Here is a 15,337-nt window from a genome sequence, read left to right on the forward strand (position 1 = left end):
TTCCCAATCTGATTTCAGATTAAAAGAAAGGCTGGTCGAAAGACCGGCCTTTTTTTTGCTCTACGTGCGCGACCTTGCGGTTGACCGTGCCGACTAGACTTCAGGCTGCCGCCTTTGCCTTCACACGCGCCTGTACAGTTGCAGCTTCCAAAAGCCGAGCTTCAAGCCCTTTTAACTTGTTTTTATTTTCAATTTTGCCGCCGAATAAATCCGTCACATAAAATGTGTCGACAGCGCGCTCCCCGTATGTGGCGATATGCGCACTGTGTAATGTGACTTTGGATTCAAACAGCGCGAGCGCTAAATTGTTGAGCAAGGCTGGACGATCCAGCGCATTCACTTCGATCACAGTAAACCGATTGGACGCTTGATTATCGATCAATACCGATGGTGCTATTTTGAACGCATCGGCGCGGCGTAGCGCTTTTGGTTTTGCGTCCAATTGTATCATCAATCGCGCGCGGTTGGTCAGTGCATCTTCAATGTTTCGCTTCAGGCGGGTTAACTGGCTTTGCTCCTGAAAAGGACGGCCCAGAGGGTCTTGGATAAGGAAATTGTCGACCGCCATGCCATCGCTACTGGTGTGAATTCTCGCATCGATAATATTGCCGCCTGCCAAATGAATGGCGCCCGCTATCCGGTAGAATAGCCCTGGATGGTCAGCGGCAAAAACCGTGACGAGCGTTGCGCCTCTATCGGGATAGAAGCACGCATCAATCGCAAGGTCAGTGCCCGCATTGGACAGAAGGTGGCGGGCGTTGCGTTCAATAATGTCATCGGGCTCGGCAATCCAATAGGCATCGGGAAGCGTTTTAGCGAAAGTCGCGAAGTTACCGGCAGGCAGTTTCAACGCCGTCTCCAGCTTCGCTTTTTTCGAAATTATCCGTTCGTCCCGCCCGCGTTGCTTATGTCCCAAACGCAGCACTTCTTCGGTGGCTTCAAACAGGTCCGACAAAAGCTGCCGTTTCCAACTGTTCCAAACCCCCGGTCCAACGGCGCGGATGTCTACGACGGTCAAGACCAATAACAGCTTTAATCGCTCGGGTGATTGGACGGCTTGGGCAAAATCCAAAATGGTCTTGAAATCTGCCAAGTCTCGCTTGAACGCAGTGGCAGACATCAACAAATGATAACGGACGAGCCAAGCGACGGTTTCCGTCTCAGCTGGCGAAAGACCAAGCCGAGGGCATAAGGTTTCGGCAATTTCCGCACCTAAAACACTGTGGTCGCCCCCACGTCCCTTCGCAATATCGTGGAGCAATGTTGCAACGAACAATACCCGCTTGCTGACAATCTGCTGCACCATCACCGTAGACAGCGGGTGATCCTGCTTTAACTTGCCTCGGTTGATATCGGCCAGCAGACCGATGGCGCGGATCGAATGTTCATCGACCGTATAATGGTGATACATGTCGAACTGCATTTGGGCGACGACACGGCGGAAATCAGGAATAAATCGTCCAAAAACCGTGGATTCATTCATCCAGCGCAATACCGTTTCCGGGTCGCGCGGGGAGGTCAATATATCGAGGAACAACGCGTTCGCTCTTGGGTCCCGTCGCACAATTTTGTCAATCAGCCGGGCATCCCTTTGCGCAGCGCGCATCGCCAGCGGGTGGATTTCCAATTCATGCACATCTGCCAAATGAAATATTTCAAGCAAACGCACAGGGTCTTGCGCAAAAAAGTCATCATCGGGCAGCGCCAATCGTCCGCGATCCAGTTGAAAGCCGTTTAACTTTCGCGGTTTCCGACCAAAGCTGGGCAAGAAACGACGGCCTTTTTTAGCCATAGCTTCGTCCAAATGCGCAAGGAAAAGCCCCGTAACGTCGCCAACTGTTTTCGCGTTCAAAAAGTAAAACTGCATGAACCGCTCAACCGCCGAGCGTCCGGGACGGTCGGCAAATTGCATGAGCTCTGCAACTTCGCGTTGCAAATCAAATGTCAGGCGCTCTTCCGCGCGCCCAGTTATATTGTGCATATGGCAGCGCACGGACCACAAGAAATTCTCGGCTTTTCTAAACCGATTATATTCATCAATTGTGAGCAGGCCTACGTCGACAAGTTCCGCCGCGGCGGACACTTTGTGGATATATTTTCCAATCCAATAGAGGGTATGAAGGTCACGAAGCCCGCCCTTACCATCTTTGATATTGGGCTCGACGACATAGCGGCTATCGCCCATGCGCCGGTGCCGCCCATCCCGCTCCATCATTTTCAGGCGTACAAAGTCAGATGCTGAGTTGGCGACGACTTCATTCCAAAAACGCAGCGAAGCCTCTTTGTAAACGCCCCTATCGCCCCAAACAAATCGGCTTTCAAGCAAAGCGGTGCGGATGGTGAGATCCTCTTGTGCCATCTTTACGGTTTCATCGAGTGACCTGCTCGATTGGCCTACCTTCAACCCAAGGTCCCAGAGAAAATAGAGGATTGCTTCGACAACCTGCTCGGTCCATGAGCTGCGCTTAAACGGTGTTATAAAGGCAATATCGACATCGCTATGCGGGGCCATTTCCCCGCGACCATATCCACCGACGGCCAGAACTGCGATCCTTTCGGATGCGGAACGGTTGGCGGCGGGATATGCATGGACAGTGACATAATCATAGATCAGCCGCACAATCTGATCGACAAGAAATGCTTGCTCCGCCGACGCGCGATAGCCTTGTGACGGCGCAGCATTTAGGCGTCGTTGAATCTCAGCCCGACCGTTGGCCAGTGCCGTTTGCAATATCTCAACCACGCGTGGACGGCGCACCTCAGCCCCGCATTCACGCACAATGCCCTCAATCTGTTCGGCAAGCGCGCTCCGGTCGATAATGTCGCGCTGCTTCAATATCCGTTCTGCTGTTGATGCCATCAGGCGACCTTAGTCGCCATCCGGCATCATGTCAGCATTAACCAGATATTTTGGCATTATATTCGCGTCGCAACGTCACCCTGTCAATTTTCTGCGTGCCGAGACGGGGCAGGGGTTCGGCAACTTGCCAGAAATGCACAGGGATTTTGAAAGGTGCAAGACGCGCGGCCAAAAACGCTTTCAACTCATCTTCGGTGAGCGTGACGCCATCCTTTGTGTGATAGACAATGCCGGGTACCTCTCCATATTTGTCATCAGCGATGCCAAATACCGACAATTCCGCAATTGATTCATGCTCATAGGCGGCAGCTTCAACCTCGGGGCAACTGATATTCTCACCGCCTCGAATGATGATGTCTTTCTTGCGATCAACGATGAATAAATAGCCGTCTTCGTCCAGATAACCGATGTCGCCAGTCCGGAAAAATCCATCTGCGGTGAAGGCTTGGCGTGTGGCCTCTTCATTATTCCAATAGCCATTGAAATTGGCAATCGTCCGAATGCCGACTTCACCGCGTTCACCTTGCGGCAAGACATTGCCGTCATCGTCCAGCATTTGGACTTCGACAAGTGGCTTGGTGGCAGGACCAGTGCTGGTTGGCTTTTCCAGATAATTGTCGGTGAAGTTTCCGCAACCAACGCCGTTGGTTTCGGTGAGGCCATAGCCCAATAATGGATAGCCCCAGCTCATTTCCTTACGGATTTTCTTAACATGCTCGACCGGGCGCGGGGCGCCGCCAGCGGCAAATGCAGTGCAGCTTGTTAAATCATATTTGTGGCGCGCCGGGTGCGTCGCAAGTTCGATGCTCATCAACGGAACGCCCACGAAATAGGTAATGCGTTCTTTTTCAATGATCCGCATCGCCTCTTCGGCATCCCATTTTGGCATCAACACGAGTTTGCGGCCAATGGCGAAGCTTTGCAGCACCAAAGGTATCGACGCTGTGACGTGGAACAATGGTACGTTGACGAGCGCCGAAGGCTGCGCCGGCATCGCTTGGCCACTGGCGGACATAAGCTCGAAGAAGACAAGCGTTTGGCCCACATAGCTCATGGCGCCTTGGACGACAGCACGGTGGTCTGACACCGCACCCTTTGACTGTCCGGTCGAGCCCGAGGTGTATAAAATCGTTGCGTTATCGAGCGGGTCTAATGTGGGCAGCGCTGTTGCCGCGCCGCCACCTTTAGCGGTCAAAACGGATAGACCATCCAAGGGGAGAGTATCATGATTGATGATGAGGAGCTCGCAACCGCCAAGATCTTGTCCGGCCATGCGCGCTGCGCGCTGTTCATCGGCAAGGACAAAGCGGCAGCCTACCATGCGAATGCCTTCGGCCAACTCCCCGCCTTGCCACCAGCCATTGAGCAAAGTGGCAACGCCGCCGGCCATCACAATCGCCATATAAGCAATAATCCAATTGGCGGAATTGCGTGCCGCAATGCCCACACGCTCGCCCTTTTGCAGCTTGTGCCCTTCGACAAGGCCGCCTGCCAAGGCGCGCGCCGCTCCATAAGTTTCTGCGAAACTTAAGCGGATGTCGCCATCGACCAAAAATTCCTTGTCGGCGTGGGTCGCGCAGAAAAATGCAAAATAGTCCGCCATATTCCCTGGCGCTTTCGCGAAAACCGGCATTTGCACACCGTTTTTCTCGGCATATGTAACGGCCAAGGGGCCATCATTGGCCATGAGCCGGTTAATAGTGGCATCGATTGCAAGGTCCAACTGCGACGGCATATGATTCTCTCCTAAACTCTTTGTGCGACTTCTATTTGGCTCTATAGGAATGTCAAAAGATCCTGAGGAAATATTGTGTCATTCGAGATTATTTCAACCGCTGCTAGCTATATTCAATTTACCGACCTTGGCGTAGGTCCTGTTGCCCTTGATTTGGGCTTCTTCCAAATCCGTTGGTATTCGCTTGGATATCTGGTCGGCATCTTGCTTGGTTATTGGATGTTGCTGAAATTGCTTGCCCGTCCTGGTGCACCAATGTCACGCGAGCAAGCCGATGACATAATCCTTTACGCTACCTTGGGTATCATTTTGGGCGGACGTATTGGGTATATTTTATTCTACCAACCCTCCATTTTGCAGAACCCCATAGATGTCTTCAAATTGTGGGAAGGGGGTATGTCGTTCCATGGCGGCGCGATTGGTATCATTTTTTCGATTTGGCTTTTGGCGCGCAAGCATAAGCTCTCTTTCTTGCGGGTCTGTGATTATGTCGCCTGCGTTGTGCCCTTTGGCCTATTCCTCGTGCGCTTGGCGAATTTTGTGAATGATGAACTTTGGGGGCGCGTCACCGACGTGCCTTGGGCCGTTGTCTTTCCCAATGGCGGGGATTTGCCGCGCCACCCAAGCCAGATTTATGAAGCGGTGCTTGAAGGGCTATTGATGGCGGCGATATTGTGGCCATTATTCTGGAAAACTGCCGCGCGGTATAAACCTGGGTTCCTGACGGGTCTGGCCGCAGTCATTTACGGCACAGCCCGATTTTCCATCGAGTTTGTCAGGGAACCGGATCAGCAGTTACAGTGGCTGGTGGACACAAGCGGCTTGAGCATGGGCCAGTGGCTCACCCTGCCGATGATATTGGTGGGACTGTTCCTGATATTCACCGCAAGTGCCCGCAGGCAGCGCGCTGAGTCCTAACAGTGCTGTCTGACAGTGAGGACGTATCTGTCCGCCTGAGGCAACAGATAGAGGCATCAGGACCGATCAGCGTTGCCGAATATATGCGTGTTGCCAACACCGCATATTATGGGCGCGCTGACCCGCTGGGCGCAGAAGGGGATTTCATCACTGCGCCTGAAATCAGCCAGATGTTTGGCGAGATGGTGGGTATTTGGTTGAGCGATCTATGGCTGCGCCAACGCCCCGCTCGCTGCCATTATGTGGAACTTGGTCCTGGCCGTGGGACTTTGGCGGCCGACGCGCTACGCACAATGCGGCGTTTTGGTTGGACGCCTTCGGTGCATTTCGTTGAAAACAGCCCCGCATTGCGTGCCAAACAGTTGCAGGTAGTGCCAAGCGCGGTGTTCCATGACACTCTAGAGAGCCTGCCGACTGATACGCCATTGTTCGTCGTGGCAAATGAGTTTTTTGACGCACTGCCGGTTCGGCAGATGGTTTCAACACAAGGCGGCTGGCGTGAGCGGGTCGTTGTGCGGAATAACGAGGCGGGCTTTGCCGCAATGTCCGGCGCTACTGCGACCGATGACCTGATCCCCGAACAATTTCGTTCCGCCGCCATAGGTAGTATTTACGAAGTCTGTCCGGATGCGTCATCGATTATGCAGCAGCTTTCGGTCAGGCTTGCAAAGCAAGGCGGGGTGATGTTGGTCATTGACTATGGTTACACACAGGCTGCGTTGGGCGACACTGTGCAAGCAGTTCAGAGCCACCAATATGCCGACCCTTTCACGCATTCGGGCCAAGTTGACCTGACTGCGCATGTCGACTTTTTTGAATTGTCGAATTGTGCGAAAAAATATGGTCTTTTGGTCGCTGGGCCCAACGACCAAGGCGCCTGGCTCTCCGGTCTTGGTATTGACCAGCGTGCGCAAATTTTGGCGGCTTCGAATCCCAGCAGGGCCGCTGACATCAGCGCCGCGCGCAATCGACTGGTCGCGCCGGACGCCATGGGGGCCTTGTTCAAGGTATTGGCAGTGTATGCCCAAGATTGGCCTCAACCACAGGGCTTTGGTCTTTAACCAGCCCAGTCGGCGATCTGCCCCGCAACATCATTCGCGGCGGCATTTAGAGCCGCGCCTGCCGGTGCGGGCGCAATCGCGGTTACGGCACGGCGCGCCTCAAACCGGCGCTTTTCGGTGGCGTTGCCGCGGATGATTTTGACCACGTCATAGGTGACTACAGCTTCGTTCGTTTCGGCATCAATCCCAAATTCCAACAGACTCCCTGATATATAGCGCACGGCCTTTCCGCCTGCATCCACTTCATTGAGTACAAGATTGCCGGTCTTTGCCGATACAGTTTCGGCGACTAACATCTGCATCAAGCGGGCGGGCTTATCCGCCCAAAATGCGTCTTTCAGATAGGCAATACTGCTGGCGTCAATCTGAACCGGCACGCGATTGGTATCCAGCTTGCGGGGTACTTGTGGTATCTGGATAACCAAAGCGTCTGCCGCAGCTGCTGTTCGGGCTGTCCCGGCAGCTACCACATTGTCAGCCGTCAGAACCAGCATGGAGGCTGGCGCCTTGCCGCCGAAGCTAACACACGCACCAAGGGCCATGATGAGAGGTAACGCACATAAGCGTGATCCGGAGATTGTGCTGAACATCATTTTTGGTTCCTGCTGCCGGGTTTATAATCGGGTAAGGCGGGGGCGCCAACGACGCTGCCGATACCGCCTTGGTCCACTTTCTCGGTCACCGACTTTAACGATACCGACAAATCTCTCAAGTCGCGTGCCAGTTGCGTTACTTCGGGCAAGGTCTGGGTATTTAACGTTTCAATCGCGGGGTTCGCGTTGTTCAAGGTCGTTTCCAACGCAGCCAGACTGCCATTTGCGGACCGCAATGTTTTGCGTAATTCATCCAGCATCGGGCGACCTTCGCTGTCGAGTAGCTTATTAGTCGTGCCTGCCATTTTGGTGATTTCATCCGCGGCCAACCCTGCCTTTTGTAGGGTGATACGTGATTCCTGTATGGCCGCACGTAAATCAGGACCTTGCGTTGCCAATGTTCCCGAAAGGCTTTCCACATTGTCCAAAATTTGTTCGATAGATTGCTGATTTTTGTCAGACAATATGTTGGTCAGCCGTTCGGTCAAAGTCGACAACCGCTCCAAAAGCAAAGGCGCGTTGTTTAGCAATTCCCCCAAAGCGCCGGGCTTTGTGGGAATGACGGGTACGCCAGTTGGACATGCGCTCTGTGGGTTCGCCTTCGTACAATCGAGCGCGGGCGCGCCTTTGACAGCACCATCCAGTTGAATCTCAGACACACCGGTGAAACCGATGCCGTTGATCGTCGCAGTCGTTCCCTGAAGCACGGGCACGGTGCTCTTGATGCTGATGCGCACACGAACAAACTCCGGATCCGGTTCCCATAATTCGATGCTCTCTATCTGGCCGACCGGAACACCCGAAAAGGACACGCCTGAGCCTTTGGCCAAGCCATTGACCGATTGCTGAAAGAAAATGTCATATTCTTTCTTGTCGCCATCGCTTGTCCGCGACAGCCAAACGGTAAAGGCCGCCAGCAGCGCCAGAAGGAGAAGCGTGACAGCACCCACCATCACATAGTTGGATTTGGTTTCCATCGTACTGCCTTATGACCTTCCTAGCTGCTGCGTCTTTGCATGTGCGGTTTCGCCTTGGTCGCTGTGACCGCGCCGTGCCGCGCGGCCGCGTGGACCGCTGAAATATTCGTTGATCCACGGGTGGTCGATGGCGAGCAATTCTTCAATCGCACCAATTGCTATAACTTTCCGATCGGCCAAAACGGCCACGCGGTCACAAATAGAATAGAGCGTATCCAGATCATGCGTAATCAAAAAAACTGTGAGACCAAGCGTCTCTTTTAAATCGCGCGTTAAACTGTCGAATTTGGCAGCGCTTATGGGATCAAGCCCGGCGGTTGGTTCATCCAGAAACAACAATTCCGGATCCATCGCCAATGCCCGCGCCACACCCGCGCGCTTGCGCATGCCGCCCGATAGCTCGGATGGATATTTATCCGCAGCTTCTGGCGGCAAGCCGCTTAAGAAGATTTTGTAGCGTGCGATCTCTTCGAGCAATTCTTTGCTAAAATCAGGGTAAAATTCGCGCAAGGGCACCTGCACATTTTCCGCGACCGTTAAGGTCGAAAACAATGCACCGCCCTGAAACAAAACGCCCCAGCGCCGCCGGACGTCAGTTGCCTCGTCAACTTCCTTGCCAATCATGCCTTCATCAAAGACGCGGATTTCCCCCGCATCTGGTTCTTGCAAGCCGATGATGGACCGCATGAGCACCGATTTGCCAGTTCCCGACCCGCCAACGACGCCCAATATCTCCCCACGGCGGACTTCGATGTTGAGGTCTTGATGAATGATTTGGTCGCCAAAGCTGTTGCACAGGCCAGTGACGGAAATGATGTTGGGTGTGTGCATCGCTTAACCCCAACCAATTTCGCTAAAGAATACGGCAAAAAATGCGTCGAGGACGATAACTAGGAAAATAGCCTGCACGACGGCAGCGGTGGTCTTAAGGCCAACCTGCTCCGCATTGCCTTTGACCTGCATCCCCTGGAAACAGCCGGCCATCGCGATGATTGCGCCAAAGACCGGGGCTTTGATCATGCCGATCCAGAAATCGGTCATGGGCGTGACTTCGCGCAGGCGCTGCACAAATGTAGCGGGCGGGATATCTAGAACAATCCAGCACAATAACCCGCCGCCGATTATGGACATTAATGAAGCGAAAATACCCAGCAATGGCATCATCACCACAGCGGCAATGACGCGCGGCACGACCAATGCTTCTACGGGGACAACGCCAATGGTGCGCATGGCGTCAATTTCTTCGGTAATCTTCATCGTTCCGATTTGTGCGGCAAAGGCAGATCCGGAACGGCCCGCGACCATGATTGCGGTCATCAATATGCCAAGTTCACGCAGCGTGAGGCGCCCAATGAGGTTGATGGTAAAAACCTCCGCTCCAAATTGGCGCAGCTGCACTGCGCCTTGCTGCGCAATGACAATGCCGATGAGGAAGCTCATCAAGCCGACAATGCCCAATGCGCGGACACCGACCATATCGAAATGCTGCACAACGGCGTGCCAACGAAAGCGGCGCGGGTTCATTAGCAGGCTGAAAAATGCTTTGACCACTTGCCCGACGAATCCAAGGAATTGCAAAAAAGTCGTTATGCTAACGACAACACCGCCGCCGACTTCCGCCAAAAAGCGATGGAATGACGAACTCCGAGGTTTGACGGCGACTTCAGCCTGATCGACACCGCGAACGGCATCAATCAAGCGGCTTGCGTCCACTGCGCCGCCGGTGATTTGTGCATTATGTTCCTTAGCGGTTCGATAGACGAGCCAAGCACCCACGGTGTCCATATGGGTGACGCCGGAAATGTCGATTTCACAAACGGCGTCGCTAATCTCTCGCAAACTGCGGTCTACGTCACCAATTGACGCAATAGCGAAGTTACCGGACAGCCGGAGAACTTGCCCGCTGGGCAGATCTTCAACAGTGAAATCGGCAGGGTTAGCCATAGCCCTATAATTGGCCTATTATAGGGATTATCACAAGTCTGTAGACTTTGTCGGTAAAGTTATGCCTTTATGGGCATAATGACCGAAACCAAAACGACCTTGCTGGCCATATATGATATGGACAAGACTGTGACGCGGCGCGCTACCTATAATGGTTTTCTTTTGCATATGGCGTTTAACAAGGCACCGTGGCGATTGTTGCTTGCACCATTTTTGCCGATTGGTTTGCTGCTATATGCGCTAAAGATTTGGGACCGGTCGCGGTTGAAGCAATTTTCGCAAATTCTGTTGATTGGCAGACGCGTGCCAAAGGCGCATTTTGCCAAATATCTGGAAAGCCATGCGGATCTGGTTGTTGGCAAAAACGTCTATCCGCAATTGTTGGCGCGCGTGGCCGAGGAGAAAGCGGCGGGCTATCGCCATGTCATGGCAACTGCCTCTTATCGCTTATATGTCGAAGCGATTGCCAAAAGATTGGGCTTTGATGACGTCATTGCAACAGACCTATCGACCGACAGCAGCGGCCATGTGCTGGCGCGGATTGACGGGCATAACTGTTATGACGCGGCAAAGCTGGAGCTTGTGAAGGGCTGGATGGACAGCCACGGCCTTGACCGCGCCACTTGCCATATCCGCGCCTATTCCGATCATGTGTCCGACGCGCCGTTGCTGTGCTATGCCGACGAACCTTTCGCCACCAACCCGCATGGCCCGCTTGCGCGATTGGCGGAAACGAAGGGCTGGCCAATCCTCGACTGGCGCGTCGCGGAAACCTGATCCTACCCTAGTTCACCCACGAGCCAAACCGCCCCTACGATGAGTGGAATGCCCGCAAGGTCGAGATAAAATCCGGCCTTCACCATTTTGGGCAAGGCAATATGCCCGCTGGCCCATGCAATGGCATTTGGTCCTGTGCCTGACGGCATCATAAAGCCCCAGCTTGCCGCCATGGATGCCGCCATCGCCATCAACCATGGGTCAGCGCCCGTTGCCGCTACGAGGCCTGCTACCACGGGCAGCACGCCGCTGGCGGTCGCGACATTGCTGGCAAATTCAGTAATCAAAATGACCAAGGCGGTCAGCGCCAGCGCGATGATAACGGGATGCACCACAGATAATGGCTCCAGTGCCTCACCAAGCCACGCCGCGAGCCCGGACTGGGTGATGCCAGCCGCCAAAGCCAAGCCACCTCCAAACATCATGATGACGCCCCAGGGGGCTCTGTCTGCCTCCTGCCATGTTAGCAATGGACGCCCCGTACCATCAGGAATCAGGAACAGCAGCAAAGATCCCGCAATCGCTATGCTGCCGTCGGTTATCCCACCCTTGGGCAATAGTGGTTCCAACAAAGGTTGCCCAATCCATAGGCCGATAACCAGCATGAATATGGGCACCAGCCGCTTTTCCGCCACGGACATGGGCTGTGCCTTACCAATCGACGCGCGCGCGGCATCGACGTCAAAACTACCCGCGGTCACGTTCTGCACGCGCATCAGGATGAACGCGCATAAAGGAACGCCGACAATCACAACGGGCAGGCCATAGAGCATCCACGTTAGAAAGTTGATCTGGATGCCCAGTTGTTTTTCCACAAGCGCGGCGGCAATCGCGTTGGTCGGCGATCCGACAAGCGTTCCAAGTCCGCCAATCGACGCCGCAAAGGCAACTCCCATAATGAGCGCGCCTGCCAGCCCGTCGGTTTCACCAGACTTGGTTCCGCCAGCTGCCAGCACCGCGATCGCAATCGGCACCATGATGAGCACGATGGATGTGTTGGACATAACCATGCTGAGCAAGGCAGTTGACCCCATAAATGCAATCATGAGGCCTGTGACGCTATGTCCTGACCGCGCGAGGATCGCCAGTGCCACCCTTCGGTGCATGCCCGTACGTTCAATCGTGAGCGCCAAAAACGCGCCGCCCAAAATAAGGAACAGGATAGGCGAATAATATTCCTTCGCCACATCCGGTGCCGTCATAATATTCATTAACGGTAGCGCTAGAAACGGCAGCAATGCGGTCACCGTCAACGGCAAGGCTTGCGTCATCCACCACGTCGCCATCAAGATGGTGAGGGCTGCAACATGCCAGGCAGATGTCTCCATCCCCACAGGGGCAGGCAACGCAAGCATGGAGGCAAAGACGGCAAGTCCGCCCCAAAAGCCGATCCTTTCTGCCGTCATGGGTGCAGGCCAATCAGCGAGAGTTGGCGTCCATAGCCGGGTTCGCCCAAATGGCAACTGCGCCGGTAACTGAAGAAACGATCCGGCTGGCTATAGGTGTCTTCGCCCAGACATTCGACCGTCCTGATACCCGCCGCCGCCAGTCGCGCCGCGACATAGCCTTCGATATCAAATTGATAATGGCCTGCTTTGCCATCGGCAAAGAAGCGTTCGTTGGACGCGGTATGTTCGACGAAATTGCGGAAAAATCCTTCGTCCACTTCATAGCTTTTTTGCGCAATGCAGGGGCCAATGGCGCAGCTTATGCGACCTGCCTGCGCGCCGAGTTTCTCCATCGCATTTATGGTGTTTTCCAGCACGCCATGGATGGCGCCTTTCCAACCAGCATGGGCCGCGCCGATGACGCCTGCATCGGTATCTGCAAATAAAACGGGCACGCAATCGGCGGTCACTATGCCTAAAAGCACATTGGGACGGTCGGTCACCATAGCGTCGCCCTGTGGCGGGTCATCTTGCGAAATGGCATTGTCGACCTGCACAACATCGGCAGAATGGAACTGATGGACGCGGGCAAGCATCGCGCCGGGCAGCACCGATTGCACGCCGAGTAGCCGATTTGCAATGACGGATTCCCGCGCATCTTCAGCACCCAACCCGACGTTTAGCCCAGCATAGATTCCGGTCGACACCCCGCCCTTTCGTCCCAGAAAACCATGGGCGACTTTGCGCAATACGCCTGATTGGATTACCTCAACTGCCATGCCTTGCATGCCCTCCCTTCGCCTCTATTCGCAACTGCCGCGCTTGACGGCAAGCCATTAGGGTCAGAATCTATTAAATGCACCTTCGCGGCGTCAAAATGGCAAAGATATCGAGGTGAAATGTCCACCGCAGGCTGTTATTCTGCCTGCAAGGGCATTTTGTTTCGAGATCGCAGCCATTTTGGCGTCCTTCGGATTTGACCCATTTTGTCCATTGCCACGTTGGCAAGCTTGGACTTAGAACCACTAAGCCCCGCGCTTACCGCCTTGCACTGAACAAAATGGCCTCAAACCGCGAAGTTGCATTTAATAGATCCTGACCCTAGATTGCGAACCAGAAGATATGCAGCGACATATGCTTATATTTGGAATGGGCTACACCGCCACCCGCCTTGCCGACGCTTTGCGTGCCGATGGTTGGCTGGTGACGGGGACCAAGCGGATGAGCGGCGGCGATGCCATTGCCTTTGACGATGTAGTCGCGGTGCTGACCGCGCTGGAGACCGCGACGCATATATTGTCGAGTGTGCCGCCCATGGCCGAAGGCGGCGATCCGGTGCTTTTAAAATATGGCGCGGCGATTGCTGCGCGCGCGCCTGCATGGATTGGCTATCTGTCCTCCACCGGCGTCTATGGCGATACCGGCGGCGCATGGGTCGATGAACGTGCGCCAATAGGCAGCGGGCGACGCACCGCGCGGGCCGAAGCCGACCTTGCATGGCAAGCGTTGCGCGATGACGTCTGTGTCTTCCGTTTGCCGGGCATTTACGGCCCGGGCCGATCGGCGCTGGAGCGGGTAGTGGAGGGCAAGGCGCATCGTATCGACATGCCTGATCAAATTTTCAGCCGCGTCCATGTTGATGACATCGTCGCAGCGGTCATTGCCGCCTTTGATGGCCCCGCGGGTGTTTACAATATCGCCGATGATAGGCCCGCGCCGCAGAATGATGTCATCACCTATGCATGCGACCTGCTGCACCGCGATTGGCCGCCGTTATTGTCTATCGAGGCGGCCGGTCTGACACCCATGGCGCGTGGATTTTACGCCGAAAACCGCCGGATTGCGAATGGCAAAGCGAAGCGGCTTTTACACTGGACGCCGCAATATCCCGATTATCGGCTGGGCCTAGGGTCAGGACTACTTAAATCCACCTTCGCGGTTTGAGGCCATTTTGTTCAGTGCCAGGCGGCAAGTGCAGGGCTTAGTGGTTCTAAGTCCAAGCTTGCCAACGCAGCAATGGACAATATGGGTCAAATCCGAAGGACGCCAAAATGGCTTCGATCTCGAAACAAAATGCCCTTGCAGGCAGAATAACTGCCTGCGGCGGACATTTTACTTCGATATCTTTGCCATTTTGACGCCGCGAAGGTGGATTTAAGTGGTCCTGACCCTCGGCGTCTGCATGGCGACGACCAAGCCGAGCATCGCCAACGCGCCGCCCGCCAGCGCTAGCGTGGACCAGACATAGCCTTCGAATATCGTCGACAGGATCATTGCGACGACGGGAATGACGACGCCCGTATAGGCCGCCTTGCCGGGGCCAATGTCGCGGATCAGGCGGAAATAGAGCGGGAAGGTGACGACCGTTCCAATGATGCTGAGATATAGGACGCCGCCGATATAGCCCGGGCGCATGTCCAGTACAGGCGGACCCGCCGTGATGAAGGCATATATGCTATTGCCAATGCTGCCCCACAACATCGACCATGCCAATATCGTGATGGTTGGAAAACGCGCAATCTTTGGCGTGACCTGCAGCACGTTAGACACAGATACCGTCGCCACCGAACATAACACCAGAAAGAGCCCAAAAAGAACATCCGCCCCGCCCATGGGTGCAGCGCGATATTCCTGTAACATCAAAAGTCCGACCCCGACGCTGGCAATAATAGAGCCCCATTTGAACGCGCCGCTTATCGGCCGCCCCAACCAATATTTGGCCAACAATGCATTGGGCACAATCAACAAGGCGAACACCACCGCGACAAGACCAGAGGTCACATAATGTTCGGCCGTATAGACAAAGTTAAAGTTCATCCCGAATTGCAATAGGCCAAGCAACATCGTCCAACCGACCATCGACCGGTCAATTTTCAGCGATTGCCGCATGACCAGCGCGAGGATGAACATGCCGATTGCCGCCACGATGAAACGATAGGTCACCGACCATGTCGTGGGCACCGTGCCCAATTGATCGCGGATCACCAGCCAAGTCGAACCCCAGATCAATGACGTTACCATGAAGGGTATCCATACCCGCGGCGTGAGGAACCCTGGTTCCTCGGTGCGCTCCGTTTCGGACAT

At 54.7% G+C, this 15,337-nt stretch carries 13 protein-coding genes; 4 read left to right on the plus strand and 9 right to left on the minus strand.

Features of this window, described 5'->3' with window-relative positions; all coding sequences use genetic code 11:
• Window positions 1–100 precede the first annotated feature (100 nt).
• Window positions 101–2,860, minus strand: a complete 2,760-nt coding sequence (locus D7D48_RS01930; RefSeq protein WP_125229693.1) for a [protein-PII] uridylyltransferase — start codon at window positions 2,858–2,860, stop codon at window positions 101–103.
• Between the two features lie 37 nt (window positions 2,861–2,897).
• On the minus strand, window positions 2,898–4,595 hold the full coding sequence (locus D7D48_RS01935; RefSeq protein WP_125229694.1) for a class I adenylate-forming enzyme family protein: 1,698 nt from the start codon (window positions 4,593–4,595) through the stop codon (window positions 2,898–2,900).
• Window positions 4,596–4,670: 75 nt separating this feature from the next.
• Here D7D48_RS01935 and lgt point away from each other — a divergent pair, with 75 nt between their 5' ends.
• Both lgt and D7D48_RS01945 read left to right on the plus strand, forming a co-directional pair.
• The gene (gene lgt, locus D7D48_RS01940) at window positions 4,671–5,513 is read left to right on the plus strand and encodes a prolipoprotein diacylglyceryl transferase (protein ID WP_125229695.1); all 843 of its coding nucleotides are present in this window, start codon (window positions 4,671–4,673) and stop codon (window positions 5,511–5,513) included.
• Window positions 5,514–5,515: 2 nt separating this feature from the next.
• The gene (locus D7D48_RS01945; RefSeq protein WP_245964301.1) at window positions 5,516–6,574 is read left to right on the plus strand and encodes a class I SAM-dependent methyltransferase; all 1,059 of its coding nucleotides are present in this window, start codon (window positions 5,516–5,518) and stop codon (window positions 6,572–6,574) included.
• Here the strand turns inward: D7D48_RS01945 and D7D48_RS01950 are convergent.
• From D7D48_RS01950 to D7D48_RS01965, 4 genes are read right to left on the minus strand one after another with little or no spacing between them, the layout of a single operon-like run.
• Window positions 6,571–7,167, minus strand: a complete 597-nt coding sequence (locus tag D7D48_RS01950) for an ABC-type transport auxiliary lipoprotein family protein (RefSeq protein ID WP_125229697.1) — start codon at window positions 7,165–7,167, stop codon at window positions 6,571–6,573. The genes D7D48_RS01945 and D7D48_RS01950 overlap by 4 nt on opposite strands.
• Window positions 7,164–8,144, minus strand: a complete 981-nt coding sequence (locus tag D7D48_RS01955; protein ID WP_125229698.1) for an MlaD family protein — start codon at window positions 8,142–8,144, stop codon at window positions 7,164–7,166. The genes D7D48_RS01950 and D7D48_RS01955 overlap by 4 nt, the downstream gene beginning before the upstream one ends.
• Window positions 8,145–8,153: 9 nt before the next feature.
• A complete protein-coding gene (locus tag D7D48_RS01960) occupies window positions 8,154–8,975 on the minus strand; it encodes an ABC transporter ATP-binding protein (RefSeq protein ID WP_125229699.1) in 822 nt (273 codons plus the stop codon).
• Between the two features lie 3 nt (window positions 8,976–8,978).
• Window positions 8,979–10,088 carry an ABC transporter permease gene (locus tag D7D48_RS01965; protein ID WP_125229700.1) on the minus strand — a complete coding sequence of 370 codons (1,110 nt, stop codon included), beginning with the start codon at window positions 10,086–10,088 and terminating at the stop codon, window positions 8,979–8,981.
• A gap of 78 nt (window positions 10,089–10,166) precedes the next feature.
• Here D7D48_RS01965 and D7D48_RS01970 point away from each other — a divergent pair, with 78 nt between their 5' ends.
• A complete protein-coding gene (locus D7D48_RS01970) occupies window positions 10,167–10,865 on the plus strand; it encodes an HAD family hydrolase (protein ID WP_245964302.1) in 699 nt (232 codons plus the stop codon).
• 2 nt (window positions 10,866–10,867) lie between these two features.
• Here D7D48_RS01970 and D7D48_RS01975 read toward each other — a convergent pair whose 3' ends face one another.
• Together D7D48_RS01975 and pgeF are read right to left on the minus strand one after the other, a co-directional pair.
• Window positions 10,868–12,271: an SLC13 family permease gene (locus D7D48_RS01975; RefSeq protein ID WP_125229701.1), complete on the minus strand. Its 1,404-nt coding sequence runs from the start codon at window positions 12,269–12,271 to the stop codon at window positions 10,868–10,870.
• Window positions 12,268–13,032 carry a peptidoglycan editing factor PgeF gene (gene pgeF, locus D7D48_RS01980; RefSeq protein ID WP_125229702.1) on the minus strand — a complete coding sequence of 255 codons (765 nt, stop codon included), beginning with the start codon at window positions 13,030–13,032 and terminating at the stop codon, window positions 12,268–12,270. The genes D7D48_RS01975 and pgeF overlap by 4 nt, the downstream gene beginning before the upstream one ends.
• 355 nt (window positions 13,033–13,387) lie before the next feature.
• On the opposite strand from pgeF, the gene D7D48_RS01985 reads away from it, so the two are divergent.
• Entirely contained in the window at window positions 13,388–14,197 is an 810-nt protein-coding gene (locus tag D7D48_RS01985; protein WP_185739754.1) for a Rossmann-fold NAD(P)-binding domain-containing protein, read from the plus strand.
• 210 nt (window positions 14,198–14,407) lie between these two features.
• On the opposite strand, the gene D7D48_RS01990 is transcribed toward D7D48_RS01985, so the two are convergent.
• Window positions 14,408–15,337 carry a DMT family transporter gene (locus D7D48_RS01990; RefSeq protein WP_245964303.1) on the minus strand — a complete coding sequence of 310 codons (930 nt, stop codon included), beginning with the start codon at window positions 15,335–15,337 and terminating at the stop codon, window positions 14,408–14,410.

Source organism: Sphingorhabdus wooponensis (assembly GCF_003933235.1).
Classification (GTDB): Bacteria; Pseudomonadota; Alphaproteobacteria; order Sphingomonadales; family Sphingomonadaceae; genus Sphingorhabdus_B; species Sphingorhabdus_B wooponensis.